The sequence below is a fragment of the Conexibacter stalactiti genome, from assembly GCF_033542075.1.
In the GTDB taxonomy this organism is placed as follows: Bacteria; Actinomycetota; Thermoleophilia; order Solirubrobacterales; family Solirubrobacteraceae; genus Conexibacter; species Conexibacter stalactiti.
Map to the genome: position 1 here is coordinate 1 of NZ_JAWSTH010000128.1, position 16,488 is coordinate 16,488.

A 16,488-nucleotide genomic window follows, 5' to 3' on the forward strand; every position below is an offset into this window, starting at 1 on the left:
GGCGCCCGTCGCCGGCGCGGCCGCTGCAGCCGCCCCGCCCGGAAACGGCGGCGGGGTCGACGGACGGATCGCGGAGCTGGAGGCGGCGCTTGCCGGCCTGCGCGCCGAGATCGCCGACGGCGGCCGCGGGGAGCGGCCGCAGTGAGCGGCGACTCAGGAGCCGGCTGTCGCGGCGGCCGCCGCGCGCGCCGCCGCCTCGTGCAGCGGCGTCAGGTCGGGCTCGGCGCCGTGGAGCTCGTGCGCCAGGAAGGTTCTGAAGAGCCGGTGCTCCGGTCCGTGGTAGTCGGAGGAGCCGGTCGTCAGCAGGCCCAGCTCGCGCGCCTTGTCGACGACCAGTCTCGTCTGCTCGGCGCTGTGCGTCGGGTAGAAGGCCTCGACGCCGTCGAGGCCGGCCGCCTTGAAGCGGTCGAGCGCGCCGAGCACCTCCTCGTCGCTGTCGAGGTCCCAGTACGGGTGCGCCCAGATCGCGAGGCCGCCGGCGTCGTGGATCCAGCCGATCGCCTCAAAGACGGTCGGATGCGTGCGGGCGAGGTAGCCCGGCGTTCCGGGGATCAGGTATGCGGGGATGAACGAGGAGATGTCGTCATGGCCCTCCTCGGCCAGTCGCTCCGCGTTCGCCGGGTGGATCAGGACGGCCTCGGCGAGATGCGGGCGACCAAGCGGCTTGCCGGCCGCGCGGCGCTTGGCCAGCGGCGCGTCGTCGACCTCGAAGCCGAGCTCGTTGAGCTTCGCCGCCATCCGCTCCGCGCGCAGCTCGCGGTCGGCGCGCGCGGAGAGCAGCCGCTCGGCGAGGACGGGGTCGTGATGGTCGATCCCGTAGCCGAGCACGTGGAGGTCCTCGTAGCGGCCGTCGACGGAGGAGATCTCGGTCGACGGGACGACCGCGACGCCGTGGCGGACGCCTGCGGCGATCGCCTCGTCGACGCCGTCGATCGTGTCGTGGTCGGACAGCGCGAGCAGCTCGACGCCCGCCTCAGCGGCGCGTGCGACGACGTCTGCCGCGGGCAGGACGCCGTCGGAGTGGAGCGAGTGCGACTGCAGGTCGAAGGTCGGCTTCGTCATGGCGGAGCACCTTACTGGTCGTGTGCGGGGTCGCCGCCTGCCGCACGCGCGGGACGGGTCGCGGCGACGAGGAAGGAACGATGATGACGAGCGCCAACGTCACCTGGCACGAGGGCGTGGTCGGCCGCGGGCAGCGCTGGAAGGCGCTCGGCGCGCGCGGTGCGACGATCTGGTTCACCGGCCTGCCGGCCTCCGGCAAGTCGACGATCGCGGCCGCCGTCGAGGCCCGGCTCGTCGCCGAGGGGCGCTCGGCCTACCGGCTCGACGGCGACAACCTGCGCCACGGCGTCTGCGGCGACCTCGGCTTCAGCGCCAGCGACCGCGACGAGAACGTGCGCCGCACCGCCGAGGTCGCGCGCCTCTTCGCCGACTCCGGCACCGTCGCGATCGTCTCCGTCGTCTCGCCGTTCGAGAGCGGCCGCAACGCCGCCCGCGCGCTGCACGAGCGCGACGGCCTGCACTTCGTCGAGGTGTTCGTCAACACGCCCGTCGAGGAGTGCATGCGGCGCGACCCGAAGGGCCTCTACGCGCGCGCCGCGGCCGGCAAGCTGACCGGAATGACCGGCGTCGACGCGCCCTACGAGGCGCCGCGCGCGCCCGACGTCGAGCTGGTCGGCCCGTGCGAGATCGTCGAGGCCGTCGAGCGCGTGCTCATGGCGCTCGATCCGGTGCGCGCAGTCTGAGGTAGGCGGCGCGGGCGGCGAAGGTCGTCCGCATCTGCGCCGTGATCTCGTCGAGGAACTCCTCGCGGTAGGCGCCGTCGGTCAGCACCGCGATCGCGTAGTAGAGGCCGGAGAGCGCCGCGATCGCGCCGGCGACGCGCAGCAGCTCGTAGGTCAGCAGCAGCGGCACGTCGAGCACCGTCACGTCGAGGATCGCGTCGCCCGGCCCGCCGGTCCACGCCTCCATCACGGCGGCGTCGATCACGATCATCCCGAAGGCGACGAAGAAGGCGCCGATCGCGAGCGTCACGACGGCGATCTGGAGGCCGTGGCTGATCAGCAGCACGAGGCCGACATTGGCGCGCTGCCTCGGGTTGAGCGGCGGCGCCGCGACCGGGTCCTCGCCCAGCACCTCGTCCTCCAGCGCCGCGACCTCCTTCGGCAGCCGCGCGACGAGGAAGGCGGTCGCGACCGCCGCCAGCAGCACGCCGACGGCGATCAGCGTCGCGTCGCTGCGGCCGGAGAAGACGTTCCACATCTCCGTGTTGATGAACAGCACCAGCGCGAAGATCAGCAGCAGCGGCACGGCGCGCGCGAGCAGCAGCAGCGACTGCGCCAGCTGGCCGGTCAGCCGCCGTGCCGCCCACACGACGATCGCGCCGATGCCGAAGCCGAAGCCGATCGTGACCAGCCCCAGCAGCACGAGGTTGAAGACGACCGTCGCAACTCCCCAGCCGCCGTGAAAGATCCCCTGCACGATCGCGGGCAGCAGCACGAAGACGGCCAGCTCGACCGGTCCGATCTGCTGCGGGATCGCGAAGGCGGGGCGGCCGCGGGCGCGGTTGGCGAGCGTGACGGCGGCGAGCGTCAGCGCCAGCGCGGCACCGACCGCGCCGAGGTTGGCCAGCAGCGGCCAGTCGACGTCGAGCGCCGCGAGCAGCTCGGCCAGCAGCACGAAGGCGAGCAGCGGGAAGGCGCGGTTGAAGACGTCCTCGCGCGCGGAGAAGTCCTCGATCAGCAGCGGCAGCCCGGCGCGCCGGAAGCCGCGCTCGTAGTCGCTCAGCTGCTGCTCGCGTTCGCTCATCGAGCGTGGGATTCCACCCGCGTACGGGAGTTCCCCCTTTCGCGCCGGCTCCCGCAGTCGCTTTCGTGCGAGGGCCCTGCTCTGCGAAAGGACTCGACCAGTGCCCCTCCGCCTCACCCGCGCCGCGCTCGGCGCGCTGACCGTGCTCACGGTGCTGCTGCTGCCCGCCGCGGGCGCCCGCGCCGAAGGTCAGTCGACGATCACGCTCGACGACTCGAGACTGATCACGATCGACGGCGCGCAGTCCGACGGTTACGGCTACATCAGAACGACCGTGAAGGTCTACCGGCCGACGGAGTTCATCCTCGTACGGCTGAAGCCGGGCAAGGACAGCGGCTACTTCGCCAACCTCGCCTACAAGCTGTCGCCGCAGAAGCTGACGACGTGGGGGACGCTGGTGCTGAGCGGGACGGCGCGGCCGGGCGCGCCGTACGTCGCGACGACCTCGCTGACGCCCGGCTGGCACGCGCTCGTCGTGCGCGGGAGAGACCCGTACGTCGCCGGCGGCTTCACCGTCTCCTCCGAGCCCGACGGCGGCAGCCGGCCCGAGCCCGCGGCGATCGTGAGACTGGGCGACGGGGCGCTCACCGCGCCCGCGAAGCTGACCGCCGGGTCGCTGCTGGAGGTCGTCAACGACGGCGGCCAGGTCCACGACCTGCGGATCGGCAGAGTCGCCGCCGGCCAGTCGCCCGCGACCGCCGCCAAGCTGCTGAAGGCCGGCAGAGGCGGCGAGGTGCGCTGGTCCGGCAGCCCGCGCACGCTCGTCGGCTGGACCTCTCCGCGCGTCGCGCAGTTCATCGCACCGCGCCTCGCTGCCGGCCGCTACCTGCTCGTGTCGGGCCGGCCCGACGGCAGCGCGCTGACGCGCGTGGTGACCGTCTCGTAGCGCCCGGGGGCGCTGCGCAGGCGCCGTTGCGCCAGCGGTCCCAGCGCCCCCAGCAGCAGCCGCTGCGAGCGTGCAAGCGGCAGCGGCAGCACGGCGGGCACGAGCTGCAGCTGGTCGCCGTAGCGGGCGTGCAGCACGGCGGCGTCGAGCAGCCGCAGACGCCCGCCGCGGCCGGTCTCGCCGGCCTGCGCGAGCGCGAAGACGGTCTCGGTCAGCTGCTCGAACTGCAGTGGCGGATGCAGCTCCGCGATCACGTGCAGCTCGTCGGCGCCGACGTTGCGCCAGCAGTGCGGGAGGCCGGCCGGCACCGTCGCGCGATCCCCCTTGCAGAGCAGCCGCCGCGCGCGCCCGATCCGCAGCTCCATCCGGCCGGCGAGCAGCTGCACGTGCTCGTCGCCGTCGCGATGGACGTGCTGCCCGGCCGCGCCGCCGCCCGGCCGGATCCACAGCTCGGCCCGCACCAGCTCGCCGCCGCTCTCCTCGCTCGTCACGAGCCACTTCAGCCGTTCGCCCGTGGCGGGGTTCTCGATCGTCCTCATGGCGCCAATGTCGCGCCAGCCCGCCCCCGCGGTCATCCGGGGAACCCCGCGCCGAGCCCCGAGCGGTCAGCGGACACCACATGACGGCTGTAGACGCAAGCGGAGCGGCGGCATAGCGTGGCGGGCATGGCGATCGCGCACTCCAAACGGCATTCGACACATGTGTATGGTCTGCACATGCTGAACGAGCGTCTTCAGATTCTCGTGACGTCAGAGCAGCGGCGCCGCCTCGAACGCGAGGCGAGACAGCGCGGCGTCTCCGTCGGCAGCCTCATCCGCGACGCGATCGACGCGCACTTCGGCGGCTTCACGATCGAGGAGAGACGAGAGGCGGTCAACGCGATCGGCGCCATGCGAGGCGTGTCCGTGACGCCGGAGGAGATCAATCGCATCGTGGAGGAAGAGCGCGACAAGGTCGCGGAGGATCTGCTTCGAGGGTGGGGCAGATGACGTTCTTCGTCGACGCCAACGTGATCCTCTATGCCGCGGTGCCAGGCGAGCAGCAGGCGTCCTGTCTGCGGGTTCTCGACGCGGTCGCGGCGGGTGCCGACGGACGTACCTCGGTCGCGGTGCTCGAAGAGGCGTGGCATGTGGCGCGCAGCGGACGGCTGGGCGACCTTCCCGACTTGGCTGAGCGCGCGTACCGCATCTTCACGCCGCTGCTGCCGGTGACCGACGAGGCATTCGCGGCGGCGCTGGCGCTCGACGAGTCGCCGCTCGGCGCCAACGACCGCCTGCATGCCGGGACGTGCCTGGCGCACGGGATCGAGACGATCGTCACCGCTGATCGCGGATTCGACGCGGCGAAAGCGGTTCGCCGCATCGATCCCACGAATGCGCGGGCGATGAGAAGACTGCTCGGCTCTTAGCCGCCTGTCACGTCGCGGCGCATGAAGACGATCATGGCGGCGATCAGGGAGGGGACGGCGTAGAGGGCGCAGACCCAGGCGGAGCGGACGATCGGCGCCCAGTCGACCGGCTCGCGCAGGAGGCCCTGCCAGGCGTCGAACTGGGTCGAGATCAGGTAGGGGCGGATGCCCTCCAGGCCGGAGATGACGCCGACGATCTGCATGATCAGCGACAGCATCAGCGCGCCGACGACAGCGGCCGCCGAGTTGCGCGTGACGGTCGACAGCAGCAGCGCGATCGAGGCGATCGTCAGCACCGGGATCAGGTACGCCAGCACCGCGCCGCCGAGCAGCAGCAGGCCGCGGCCGGTCTCGATCCGCGTCCCCGACAGCGAGGTCAGCGGGTCGAAGCCGTAGCGCAGGCCGCCGAGCAGCAGGCCGGTCGCGACGAACAGCAGCAGCGCGCCGACCGCGTAGGTGAACGACGCCAGCACCTTCGCGAGGAAGACCTGCTGGCGGTCGGCCGAGCGCGTCAGGATCGTCTTCAGCGTGCCGTTGCCGTCTTCGTTGGCGACGATGTCGCCCGCGACCAGCGAGACGATCAGCGGGAACAGCCAGATCGAGCTGAACAGCAGCAGCACCGGTGGGACGGCGAGGCCGGTCTCGGTCACGTAGCGGCCGAACGGCACCTCCTCCGGCCCGCCGCCGTTGGCGGCCAGCGCGACGAGGAAGATCAGCGGCACGACGACCGCCGAGCCGAGCCCCAGGTAGGTGCGCTTCTGCGCACGCAGCTTCAACAGCTCCCAGCGGTAGATCGAGCGCGTGCGGGGGCGGCGGGCGCGGGCCCGCGCGGCGCCGGCGCGGGCGGAGCCGGTCAGCGCGCCGCGCGTGTCAGCGGTGGCGCCGGCGGACATCGCGCCGCGCGTCTCGGCACCGGCGGCGACACCGACCGGCGCGACCGCGCTCGCGGCGCTCTGCGCGCGGGCTATCTCCTGCGTGCTCATGCGGTCGCCTCCTCGTCGTCGCCCTCGGTCAGGCGGAAGAACAGCTCCTCCAGCGACGCCGCCGCCGGCACCAGCGCCAGCACGGCGACGTCTCTGCGCGCGAGCGCCAGCGACAGCTGCGCCACCTCGCGCTCGTCGGCGGCGAACGTGAGGCCGTCGTGGCCGCGCACCAGCTCGGTCAGACCGGCACGGTAGGAGCAGACGTCCCAGGCCGCGTCGTCGTCGGTCGTGCGCAGGCGGTAACGCTGGCCGGTCGAGTGCAGCAGCGCGTCGAGGTCACCCTCGTAGATCACCCTGCCCGAGCGCACGATCGCGACGCGATCGCACAGCTCCTCGACCTCGCCCATGATGTGCGAGGAGAGCAGCACGGTGATGCCGTCGGCGGCGAGCCGTCTGACCAGCTCGCGCATGTCGCGCATGCCGCCCGGATCGAGGCCGGTCGTCGGCTCGTCGAGCAGCAGCAGCCGCGGGTCGCGCAGCAGCGCCGCGCCGATCCCCAGCCGCTGCTTCATCCCGTGCGAGTAGCCCTTCACCTTGTCGCCGTCGCGGCCGGCGAGGCCGACCGTCTCCAGCGCGTCGTCGATCCGGTCGCCGGCGTCGCCGCCGTCGAGCGCGGCCATCAGCTCGAGGTTGCGACGGCCGCTGAGGTACGGGTAGAAGCGCGGCGCCTCGACGAAGCCGGCGACGCCGTCGAGCGCCGCGGCGCCCTCCTCCAGCGGGTCGCGGCCGAACAGCCGCGCGCTGCCCTCATCGGGCCGGATCAGCCCGAGCAGCATCCGCAGCGACGTCGTCTTGCCGGCCCCGTTGGGACCGAGGTAGCCGTAGACGGTGCCGGCGTCGACCGTGAGGTCGACGTGGTCGACGGCGATCAGCTCGCCGTAGCGCTTGACGAGCCCGCGCGCCTCGATCGGCGCGGCGGTGGCGACGGCGCTCATGGCCGCAGCTCCCGCGCCGCGGTCTCGGCCGCCTGCGGCCCGACCGAGCCGGCGACGACGTGGCTGACGCCGTCCTGCTGGAAGCTCACGACCGTGCCGAGCGCGGTCGCCAGCTCGCTGCCGGTCGCGCCGTCGATGTTGACGCGCGGCAGATCGAGTCCGCCGCCGCCGCCGTGACCGCTCCCGCCGCTGCCACCGACGCCGGCGAGCGGGTCGTGCTCGCCCGCGCTCTGCACGACGACGATGCCGCCGAGGCCTTCGCCGTAGGTGGCGATCGCGGCTGGCTCGCCGCCCGGGCGCGCGAGCCAGACCGACGTGCGCGGCAGCCCGGCGAGCGTCTCCGGCGCGGCCAGTCTGAACGGCAGCTCCGCCTGCACCGCGTCGACGCCGCGGATCGCTCTGCCGGCGCCGTCGACGGCGCCCGGGGCACCGTGGTCACCGGGCGCGCCCTCCAGCTGCGGCGTCAGGTCGACGACTCTGGCGTCGGCCGGCGGGTCGGCGTCGAGGTCGTCGGCGTCGATCGCGCCGTAGGAGACGTCGGTCGCGGCCAGCTCCAGGACCGGCTCGGCCTCGCCGTCGGCATAGACGGCGGCGCGCAGCGGCACACCGTTGGCGGCATCCCAGGCGAGCGTCGCGGCGCCGAGCAGGCCGCCGTCGTCACGCGGCGCGATCCGCACCGAGTAGCTCGGCCGGTCGGCGACGTTGACCGGCTTGGGGCCGGTCACGTCCCACGTCTGCGCGAGCTGCGCGAGCGCGCGTCTGACCTGTTCGAGCGAGGGCACTCTCGCGCCGGCGTCGTCGTCCGCCTTGCCCTCCTGCGCGGGCAGCGCGAAGCGGAAGGCGGTGTTGCCGGTCGCGTCGAAGACCGTCACCGTCTCACCGTCGGAGACGACCTGCGCGTCGCCGCTGCCGGACTGCAGCTCCAGCCGGAAACGGCCGTCGTCGGCCCACCACAAACGCCCTCTGGCACCCGACAGCAGCGGCGATCCGACGCCCGAGCCCATCGAGCCGGACGGGATCAGGCGGTTCTCGAACTCGATCCGCGCGCTGACGCCCTCCACGCGCGGCGCGGCGAGCGCCTCGCGCACGGCGAACGCGAGCGAGGTGCGCGGCGGCACGTCGTCGCTGCCGCCGAGCGCGGCCTGCGCGATGCCGGCGCCCGCGACGAGCGCGATCAGGCCGGCGATCAGCGCCGTCAGCCTGCGAGTCGAGATGGTCCGAAAGCGGTTCATGTGGCGTCCTTCGCGTCGGGTGACGCGAGAGTTGTATGCCCGTTCTTTGAGAGTTCCTTGAGAGGGCCGCTCAGCGGCAGCTCGATCGTGAAGGTCGCGCCCTCGGCACGGGCGCTGCCGCCGTGGCGCTCGGCGGTCGCGCGCACGATCGCGAGGCCGAGCCCGGAGCCGCCGGGCGCGGCGCCCTCGCCGCGCCAGAAGCGTTGGAAGGCGCGTTCGGCCTCCGCGGGCGTGAGGCCGGCGCCGCCGTCGGTGACCGCGAGGCGGGCCGTTCTCGCGCCGCCGGCGACGGCGATCTCGATCGCTCCGCCGGCCGGGCCGTGACGCTCGGCGTTCTCGACGAGGTTGCGCAGCGCGCGCTCCAGCGCCGCGCGGTCGCCGCGCACGAGCGCGCCGCCGCCGCCGGCCGTGACGGTCGCGGCGGGATGGTCGGCGGCGACGGTGCGCGCCAGCTCGGCGAGGTCGACCGTCTCGGCCGTGATCGCGTTCGGCCGCGCGGCGGCGTCCTCGCGCGCCAGCGCCAGCAGGTCGTCGAGCAGCTCGGTCAGGCGCGCGGCGTCGGCTTCGATGTCGGCGAGCGCCTCGCCGTCGGCGCCGTGGCGGGCGACGTAGGCGGCGTTGCCGCGCAGCGCGGTGAGCGGCGTGCGCAGCTCGTGCGAGGCGTCGTCGACGAAGCGCCGCTCCCGCGCGCGAGCCCGCGCGAGCGAGTCGAGCATCGCGTTCAGCGTCGCCGTCAGGCGGCCGACTTCGTCGCTTCCCGCACCGCTCCCCAGCCGCCGGCTCGGGTCGCCCGTTCGCGCGATCGCCTCGGCGTCGTCGGTCAGGCGCGTCAGCGGTCGCAGGGCGCGGCGCGTCAGCAGCACCGCGAGCAGTCCGGCGAGCGCGGCGGCGACGAGCGCGGCAACGAGCACGAGCCGGCGCAGCGGGTCGACGATCTCGCCGATCGAGCTGGTCGTGCCTGCGACCGCGACAGCGCCGCCGGCCGCCGCGCCGCCGCCGATGCTGCCGAGCGGCGCCGCGTAGACGCGCAGCGGCTCGTCGCCGAGGCGGACGTCCTCGTAGCCGCTGACGCGCTCGTTCAGCGCCCGTCTCAGCGCGCTGCCCTGCGGCAGCACGCGCCCGCCGAGCGCGCCGGAGCGGGCGACGATCCGGCCCTGGTCGTCGACGACCTGGACGTAGGCGGCGCTCGTGCCGACGCGCCCTTCGAGCACGCCGGCGGCGGTCACCAGTCTCGGCGTCGTGGCGACCAGGCGCGCGACCTCGACGGCGCGATCGCGCAGGCCGTCGTCGAGCGAGCGGCCGAGCTGGCGGTCGACCAGCGTCAGCGTCGCCGCGCCCAGCAGCGTCACCGCGATCGCGATCGCGAGCGCCGCGGCGAGCGCGACGCGCACGCGCAGCGTGAGACGGGGCATGGCGCGAAAGGGTACCCGGTTGACACACACCCCCCTTCGTGTAAACCTAACGAACGCATAGTGGATTGACGACTACGGAGGAGACGTAGGCATGTCATCTGTTGCCGGAGCGCACGACGACGGTCATCACCATCACCACCACGACGACGGGGTCGAGCTGACGCCCGCGACGTGGACGGACGGCAAGCGCTACGCCTGGCTGCTCGGGCTGCTGGTGCCGACGCTGCCGTTCATCGCCTTCGGGCTGGTGCAGGCGACCGGGCTCGGCTTCTTCTGGTTCTTCGGACCGGTGCTCGTCTTCATGATCTTCCCCGCGCTCGACCTGCTCGTCGGGATGGATGCCGAGAACCCGCCCGACTCGGTCATCAAGTGGCTGGAGCAGGACCGCTACTACCGCTGGTGCACCTACGCGTACATCCCGGTCCAGTACGCGGGGCTGGTCTTCGCCTGCGTCCTGTGGAGCAGCGGCGACCTCACCACGATCGACTCGATCGGGTTGGCGCTGACGATGGCGATGGTCAGCGGGATCGCGATCAACACCGCGCACGAGCTCGGTCACAAGCGCGCGAGCCTGGAGCGCTGGCTGTCGAAGGTGGCGCTGGCGCAGAGCGGCTACGGCCACTTCTTCATCGAGCACAACCGCGGCCACCACGTGCGCGTCGCGACCCCTGAGGATCCCGCCAGCTCGCGTCTCGGCGAGTCGTTCTGGGCCTTCCTGCCGCGCACCGTCAAGGGCAGCCTGACGTCGAGCTGGGAGCTGGAGTGCGTCCGCCTCGACCGCCTCGGCGCCCGCCACGTCAGCCTCAAGAACGACATCGTCAACGCGTGGCTGATGACGGTCGTGCTGTTCGCCGTGCTGACGGCGATCTTCGGCTGGGTCGTGCTGCCGTACCTGATCGTGCAGGCGGTGCTCGGCTTCTCGCTGCTGGAGGTCGTCAACTACCTCGAGCACTACGGCCTCCGGCGCGACAGACGCGAGGACGGCCGCTACGAGCGCACGCGCCCCGAGCACAGCTGGAACTCGAACAACGTCGCCTCCAACGTGCTGCTCTACCACCTCCAGCGCCACAGCGACCACCACGCCAACCCGATGCGGCGCTACCAGGCTCTGCGTCACATGGACGACGCGCCGCAGCTGCCGACCGGCTACGCGGGCATGATCGTGCTCGCGACGGTGCCGCCGGCGTGGCGGCGCGTGATGGACAAGCGCCTGCTCGACCACTACGGCGGCGACGTGACGCGCGCGAACATCCAGCCGCGCAAGCGCGACAAGATCCTGAAGCGCTATGGCGGTGGCGGCGGCGCGGCGGCCGGCGGCGGTGGGGCGACCGCGGCGGGCGGCGTGGCGACGGCGGGCGGCGCGTGATGGCCGCCTTCCGCTGCCCCGGCTGCGGCTACGTCTACGACGAGGCGGCCGGCCACCCGCGCGAGGGCTTCCCGGCCGGCACGCCGTGGAGCGAGGTGCCCGACGACTGGGCCTGCCCCGACTGCGGCGTGCGCGACAAGGTCGACTTCGAACCGGACGAATGAGGACTGCGGCCGTCGCGGCTGGCACCATTGAGGCGATGCCGCCGGCCCGCACCCCCTACGCCGTCGCAGCGAGAGAGCTGCTGCGCGACACGCTCTTCGACGCCGCTCGCGACGCGATGCAGGAGCGCCAGTGGGCCGATGTGACGATGGCCGAGATCGCCACGGCCGCCGGCGTCAGCCGCCAGACGCTCTACAAGGAGTTCGGCTCGCGCGACGAGTTCGCGCAGCTGTTCGTCGTGCGCGAGGGGACGCGCTTCCTCGACGCCGTCGAGCAGGCGGTGCGCGCCCACCTCGACGACCCGCACGCGGCGCTGTCGGCCGCGCTCGGCGTCTTCCTGACCGCCGCCGCCGAGGATCCGCTCGTGCGCACGCTGCTGACCGACGACGGCACCGGCGGCATGCTGCCGCTCGTCACGACTCAGTCGCAGCCGGTCGTCGCCTTCGCCTCCGCGCGCCTGACCGAGGTGATCCACGACGGCTGGCCGCAGGTGCGGCGCGCCGACGCGGAGCTGCTGGCCGAGTGCCTCGTGCGGCTCGCGATCAGCTACGCGATGCTGCCGAAGGACCCGCCCGACGCCGCGATCACGACCGTGATGACGCTGATCGAGCCGTACATCGAGCGGGCGCTGAGCGGCAGCGCCTGACGCTCCTCAGGCGTCGAGCACGAAGCCGACGCCCGCAGCGTCGGCGGGCCGACGGCGGTCCTATGCGTCCAACACGAAGCCGACGCCCGCAGCGTCGGCGGGCCGACGGCGGTCCTATGCGTCCAACACGAAGCCGACGCCCGCAGCGTCGGCGGGCCGACGGCGGTCCTATGCGTCCAACACGAAGCCGACGCCCGCAGCGTCGGCGGGCCGACGGCGGTCCTATGCGTCCAACACGAAGCCGACGCCGCGAACCGTCGTGATCAGCGGCGGGTCGGCGAGCTTGCGGCGCAGGTAGGCGACGTAGCGGTCGACGACGTTGGGCTGCGCCTCCAGCTCGCCGCCCCACACCTCTTCGAGCGCGTGCTCGCGCGTGACGACGGCGCGCGGGTCGCGCAGCAGCAGCGCCAGCAGCGCCGCCTCGCGCGGAGTCAGCTCGAGGTCGCGGCCGGCGCGGGTGCCGCGGCCGGCGGCGAGGTCGAGCGTCACGTCGGCGAAGGCGAGCAGCTCGGGCACCGCGCGGCCGCGTCGCAGCAGCGCGCGCAGGCGGGCGCTCAGCTCCTCGGTCGCGAACGGCTTGACGAGGTAGTCGTCGGCGCCGGCGTCGAGGCCGGCGACGCGATCGCTGACCGCGTCGCGCGCGGTGAGGAGGAGGATCGGCGTCGCGAGGCCCTTGCCGCGCAGCCGCCGCGCGACCGCCAGCCCGTCGACGCCGGGCATCGCGACGTCGAGCACGATCGCGTCGGGGACCGACTGCTCGACGGCCGCCAGCGCCGCACCGCCGTCGGCCGCGGCGCGGACCTCCCAGCCCTCGGCGGCGAGCGTGCGCTGGAGCATGCGGCGCACGGGGGCGTCGTCGTCGACGACGAGCACGGTCGGGAGCGACATGCCGCCGAGCCTAACGGCGGACGGGGGCGGCGTCGGTACGGGCTGCCGCACCGCGGCCGCCTCTCACCACACCTCTCACCGTGACACGCGCGCGGTCGTTCAACTTAGGCTAACCTAATAAGGGTTCCCTAACCGTCTCCCTAAGGCCCTCCTCACTCATGCACGATTCCGTCGCCCGTCAGCGGGCGCGCGGTCGCCGCACGCTCGCGCTCGGCGCGGGTGCGCTCGCCGCCCTGCTCGCCGCGCCGGCGCTCGCCGCCGCAGATCCGGCCGCCACGCTCACCCCGGCGACCACCTACGACTTCGGCGCCCGCCAGGTCGGCGGCGGTCCCTCGGCCACGCGCACCTACACGGTCAGAAGCACCGGCACGGACCCGCTCGCGATCTCGTCGGTCGCGCTGACCGGCGCCGACGCCGGCCAGTTCGCGATCACGGCCGACACGTGCACGGCCAGAGGAGCCGGCAGCCCGCTGCCGGTCAACGCGACCTGCACCGTCACCGTCGCCTTCTCCCCGTCGGCGACCGGCCTGCGCAGCGCGACCCTGGAGGTCGCGACCAACGCGCCTGTCGGCTCGCCGCTCGCCAGCGCGGCGTTCAGCGGCACCGGCCGCGACCTCGAGGCCTCCGCGAGCACGCTCGCGCACGGCCCCGTCGCGGTCGCCGCGGGGGCGCCGGCGAGCGAGCGCACCGTCACGTTCACCAACCGCGACAGCGCCGCCTTCGCGCTCGGCGCGGTCACGCTGAGAGGGACCGACGCGAACCAGTTCTCGATCCTCTCCGACAGCTGCTCCGCGGCAGCGGTCGCGCCGGCCGGCAGCTGCGCGGTCACCGTCGCCTTCGCGCCGACGTCGCCGGGCGCCAAGGTGGCCAACCTCGCGATCGCCGGCTTCGGGCCGACGCTCGTCGCGCTCGCCGGCAGCGGCACGCAGCCGGCGACCGCGCTGACGCCGGCGCGCGCCGACCTCGGCCTCCAGAATCCCGGCGCGGCCTCCGCGCCGCAGACCTTCACGCTCGCCAACACCGGCAACGGGCCGCTCACGGTCGGTGCGGCGACGCTCGCCGGCCTCGACGCTGACGCCTTCGAGATCACCGCCGACGGCTGCTCGCAGACGACCGTCGCCGCCGGCGCCAGCTGCACCGTCGCGGTCGCCTTCGCACCGGACGGCGGCGGCTGGCGGACCGCCTCGCTGCGGCTCGCCACGGATCTCGCCGGCAGCAACGAGACGGTCGTCGCGCGCCTCGGCGGGCGCGGGCTCGGCGCCGGCGCCGACAGCGACCCGCTCGGCCTCCTCGACCTCGCCGACCAGCCGCTGCTGCGGCTCACGGGCGACGGCGAGGACACCGTCTCCAACGTCGCCTCGGGCGTCTGCGACGTCGACGGCGACGGCTACGACGACGTGATCGCCGGGGCGCCGCTGTGGAGCCGCACGCCGGTCGAGCGCTCGTGGGAGGGTGGCGCCTACATCCGCTTCGGCGGGCCGCAGATCGGCTCCTCCGACCTCGCCGCCCACGGCGACGGGCGCGTCCTGCTGATCGAGGGCGAGCAGCCGAGCGGGCAGACCGGCACCGGCATCGCCTGCCTCGGCGACGTCAACGGCGACGGCATCGACGACCTCGGCATCGGCGCGTGGGCGTACGAGTACGCCAGCCACCCGGACGGCGCGCGCGGTGCCGCCTACGTCATCTTCGGCGCCAGCGACCTGCCGCGGCAGAGCCCGCTCGACCTCGGCCACCTCGGCGAGCGCGGCTTCCGCGTCGAGGGCGTCGACGCGGCCGAGTACGACCACCTCGGCTTCGCGCTCGCCGGCCTCGGCGACGTCGACGGCGACGGGCTCGGCGACATCGCAGTGATGGCCAACACCGGCGACACGACCGACGCGACCCCGGCTCGCACCAACAACGGCATCGTCTGGGTCGTGCGCGGCCAGCGCGCCGCGACGACCGTGAACGTCGCGACGCCGGGCGCGACGCTGGCGCAGATCCACGGCGCCTCGCCGGGCTCGACCGCGATCCCGTTCGGGCAGATGATCGGCCTGGAGGGGATCGGCGACTTCGACGGCGACGGCACGCCCGACGTCGCGATCGGCACCTACACCGCCGTCGCGTTCGGCCGCTCGACCGCCTCCGGCACCGCGTTCGTGATCAGCGGCAAGACGCGCGGCCGCGTCGACCTCGCCGACAGAGGCTCGTGGCTGACGGCGATCGGCGGCGCCTTCGCCGGCCATCGCTTCGGCATCGACGTCGCCGTCGCCGGTGACGTCAACGGCGACGGGCTCGCCGACCTCGCGGTCGGCGCCGACAGCACCTCGGCCGCCCACAGCGACGCCGCCTACGTCGTCTACGGCGCGAGCGGCGCCAACCCGGAGCTGCTCGACGGCGCGGCGCTCGGCGCTCGCGGCTACCGCATCCTCGGCCTGCCAGGCAGCTCGACCGGCTACTCGCTCGACGGTGTCGGCGACGTCGACGGCGACGGGCACGACGACCTCGTCGTCGGCGGCTACGCGGCCGGCGCCAACGGCGCGGCGTGGCTCGTCCACGGCATCGCCGACCCGTCGGCGCTGCCGACCGGCGCCGCCTCGGCGCTCGTGCCGGCCAACGCCGCCGACACGACCCGCACGCTCTCGCTCGCCGAGCTGACGCCGGCGCAGGGCAGCAAGATCGACGGCCAGCAGGCGGGCGAGCGCTTCGGTCGCGTCGTCGCCGGCATCGGCGACGTCGACGGCAACGGCGCGCGCGACCTCGCGGTCGGCGCCGACTTCGCGCTGCGGCGCGAGCGCGACCGCGCCGGCGAGGTGACCGTCGCGCTGCTGCCGGCGGCCGCGCCGGCCTACACGCCAGAGCCGGAGCCGCAGAGACCGGCGCCCGAGCCGACGCCGCCGACGCCGCCCGCGCCGCCGGTCCCGCCTGTCACGGTCCTGCCGCCGGCCGCCAGAGCGAGAACGCCGACCCCCCGCCCGCGCACCGTCAAGGCCGGCTCGGCGACGTTGACCGCGCCGGCCGCCACGCTGACGGCGTCGCGCGCCGGCGGCGTCGCGCTCGGCACCGTGCGCTGCACGCGCAGCGGCGCGGCACGCTGCACGGTGACGGTCACCGTCACGGTGAAGGTCGGCGCAAAGCGCTGGAAGCTGACGGTGAAGCCGCGCACGGTCCGCAAGGGCGCCGTCGCGCGACTGACGGTGAGACTGCCGCGCGCCGCGCGCGCGGCGCTGAAGCGGCAGGCCAACGGAAGCCTCGTCGCGCGCGTCGTGTCGCGCGACGAGGACGGCCGCCGGGGCTCGGGGACGTGGCGCGCGACGTTGCGAGGCACGCGATGAAGCCGTGCGCCCGTCCTCGGGCCGCCCTGCTCACGCTCGGCACGCTGGCGGCCCTCGCCGCCGGCGCGCCGGGCGCGGGCGCGGCGCCCAGACAGACAGCAAGATGTGAGGTGGCGACCGTCACCGTCAGAAGCGGCCGCAGTGCGCGGCTGGCGCTCGACTGCCGCGTGCGCGGGCGCTGGGTCGTGCGCGGCCGCGCGACCGGCGCGCCCGCACCGCGCACGATCGCGCTCAAGCCGCGCCACGGCAGGCTGACCGCGCTCGACCGCCGCGGCGGCACCGTCCGCTACGTGCCGGCGAAGGGCTTCGCCGGCAGCGACACGCTCCGCTTCACGCTCGTCCGCGGCGGCCGCCTGCTGCGCGGCACGATCCGCATCCGCGTCGTGCGCGCCACGACGCCCGCGCCCGCGAAGCCCGCGCCGACGCCCGCCGCGCCCGCACCGGCGCT

At 74.2% G+C, this 16,488-nt stretch carries 17 protein-coding genes; 9 read left to right on the plus strand and 8 right to left on the minus strand.

Annotated features, from left to right (window positions below):
* Positions 1-153: 153 nt before the first annotated feature.
* On the minus strand, positions 154-1,062 hold the full coding sequence (locus tag R7226_RS28035; protein ID WP_318600747.1) for a PHP domain-containing protein: 909 nt from the start codon (positions 1,060-1,062) through the stop codon (positions 154-156).
* 83 nt (positions 1,063-1,145) lie between these two features.
* Here R7226_RS28035 and cysC point away from each other — a divergent pair, with 83 nt between their 5' ends.
* Positions 1,146-1,745, plus strand: coding sequence for an adenylyl-sulfate kinase (gene cysC / locus R7226_RS28040; RefSeq protein ID WP_318600748.1), 600 nt, complete (start codon positions 1,146-1,148; stop codon positions 1,743-1,745).
* On the opposite strand, the gene R7226_RS28045 is transcribed toward cysC, so the two are convergent.
* Complete coding sequence (locus tag R7226_RS28045) at positions 1,714-2,808, minus strand: hypothetical protein (RefSeq protein ID WP_318600749.1); 1,095 nt, start codon at positions 2,806-2,808, stop codon at positions 1,714-1,716. The genes cysC and R7226_RS28045 overlap by 32 nt on opposite strands.
* Before the next feature lie 100 nt (positions 2,809-2,908).
* On the opposite strand from R7226_RS28045, the gene R7226_RS28050 reads away from it, so the two are divergent.
* Entirely contained in the window at positions 2,909-3,694 is a 786-nt protein-coding gene (locus R7226_RS28050; protein ID WP_318600750.1) for a hypothetical protein, read from the plus strand.
* Here the strand turns inward: R7226_RS28050 and R7226_RS28055 are convergent.
* Entirely contained in the window at positions 3,631-4,233 is a 603-nt protein-coding gene (locus tag R7226_RS28055) for a cupin domain-containing protein (RefSeq protein WP_318600752.1), read from the minus strand. The two genes, R7226_RS28050 and R7226_RS28055, sit on opposite strands and share 64 nt — an antisense overlap.
* Before the next feature lie 126 nt (positions 4,234-4,359).
* Between R7226_RS28055 and R7226_RS28060 the strand changes: the two genes are divergently transcribed.
* Both R7226_RS28060 and R7226_RS28065 read left to right on the plus strand, forming a co-directional pair.
* On the plus strand, positions 4,360-4,683 hold the full coding sequence (locus tag R7226_RS28060) for a hypothetical protein (protein WP_318600754.1): 324 nt from the start codon (positions 4,360-4,362) through the stop codon (positions 4,681-4,683).
* Complete coding sequence (locus R7226_RS28065) at positions 4,680-5,102, plus strand: type II toxin-antitoxin system VapC family toxin (RefSeq protein ID WP_318600755.1); 423 nt, start codon at positions 4,680-4,682, stop codon at positions 5,100-5,102. Before R7226_RS28060 ends, R7226_RS28065 begins: the two co-directional genes overlap by 4 nt.
* Here R7226_RS28065 and R7226_RS28070 read toward each other — a convergent pair.
* The 4 genes from R7226_RS28070 to R7226_RS28085 are packed head-to-tail and all read right to left on the minus strand — an operon-like array spanning position 5,099 to position 9,664.
* Positions 5,099-6,085, minus strand: coding sequence for an ABC transporter permease (locus R7226_RS28070; protein WP_318600756.1), 987 nt, complete (start codon positions 6,083-6,085; stop codon positions 5,099-5,101). The genes R7226_RS28065 and R7226_RS28070 overlap by 4 nt on opposite strands.
* On the minus strand, positions 6,082-7,020 hold the full coding sequence (locus R7226_RS28075) for an ABC transporter ATP-binding protein (RefSeq protein WP_318600758.1): 939 nt from the start codon (positions 7,018-7,020) through the stop codon (positions 6,082-6,084). The genes R7226_RS28070 and R7226_RS28075 overlap by 4 nt, the downstream gene beginning before the upstream one ends.
* The gene (locus R7226_RS28080) at positions 7,017-8,252 is read right to left on the minus strand and encodes a LolA family protein (RefSeq protein WP_318600759.1); all 1,236 of its coding nucleotides are present in this window, start codon (positions 8,250-8,252) and stop codon (positions 7,017-7,019) included. The genes R7226_RS28075 and R7226_RS28080 overlap by 4 nt, the downstream gene beginning before the upstream one ends.
* Positions 8,249-9,664, minus strand: a complete 1,416-nt coding sequence (locus tag R7226_RS28085; protein ID WP_318600760.1) for a HAMP domain-containing sensor histidine kinase — start codon at positions 9,662-9,664, stop codon at positions 8,249-8,251. The genes R7226_RS28080 and R7226_RS28085 overlap by 4 nt, the downstream gene beginning before the upstream one ends.
* A gap of 91 nt (positions 9,665-9,755) precedes the next feature.
* Between R7226_RS28085 and R7226_RS28090 the strand changes: the two genes are divergently transcribed.
* Genes R7226_RS28090 through R7226_RS28100 form a run of 3 tightly spaced genes read left to right on the plus strand, consistent with a single transcriptional unit; the run spans position 9,756 to position 11,838 of the window.
* Positions 9,756-11,030: an alkane 1-monooxygenase gene (locus tag R7226_RS28090; RefSeq protein ID WP_318600761.1), complete on the plus strand. Its 1,275-nt coding sequence runs from the start codon at positions 9,756-9,758 to the stop codon at positions 11,028-11,030.
* Entirely contained in the window at positions 11,030-11,194 is a 165-nt protein-coding gene (locus R7226_RS28095; RefSeq protein WP_318600762.1) for a rubredoxin, read from the plus strand. Before R7226_RS28090 ends, R7226_RS28095 begins: the two co-directional genes overlap by 1 nt.
* Positions 11,195-11,229: 35 nt before the next feature.
* On the plus strand, positions 11,230-11,838 hold the full coding sequence (locus tag R7226_RS28100; RefSeq protein WP_318600764.1) for a TetR family transcriptional regulator: 609 nt from the start codon (positions 11,230-11,232) through the stop codon (positions 11,836-11,838).
* 222 nt (positions 11,839-12,060) lie between these two features.
* Here the strand turns inward: R7226_RS28100 and R7226_RS28105 are convergent, their stop codons facing one another.
* A complete protein-coding gene (locus tag R7226_RS28105; RefSeq protein ID WP_318600765.1) occupies positions 12,061-12,726 on the minus strand; it encodes a response regulator transcription factor in 666 nt (221 codons plus the stop codon).
* A 158-nt stretch (positions 12,727-12,884) separates the two neighbouring features.
* Here R7226_RS28105 and R7226_RS28110 point away from each other — a divergent pair, with 158 nt between their 5' ends.
* Complete coding sequence (locus R7226_RS28110; RefSeq protein ID WP_318600767.1) at positions 12,885-16,040, plus strand: choice-of-anchor D domain-containing protein; 3,156 nt, start codon at positions 12,885-12,887, stop codon at positions 16,038-16,040.
* A 110-nt stretch (positions 16,041-16,150) separates the two neighbouring features.
* A partial coding sequence (locus tag R7226_RS28115) for an Ig-like domain-containing protein (RefSeq protein ID WP_318600768.1) occupies positions 16,151-16,488 on the plus strand: 338 nt, incomplete at its 3' end.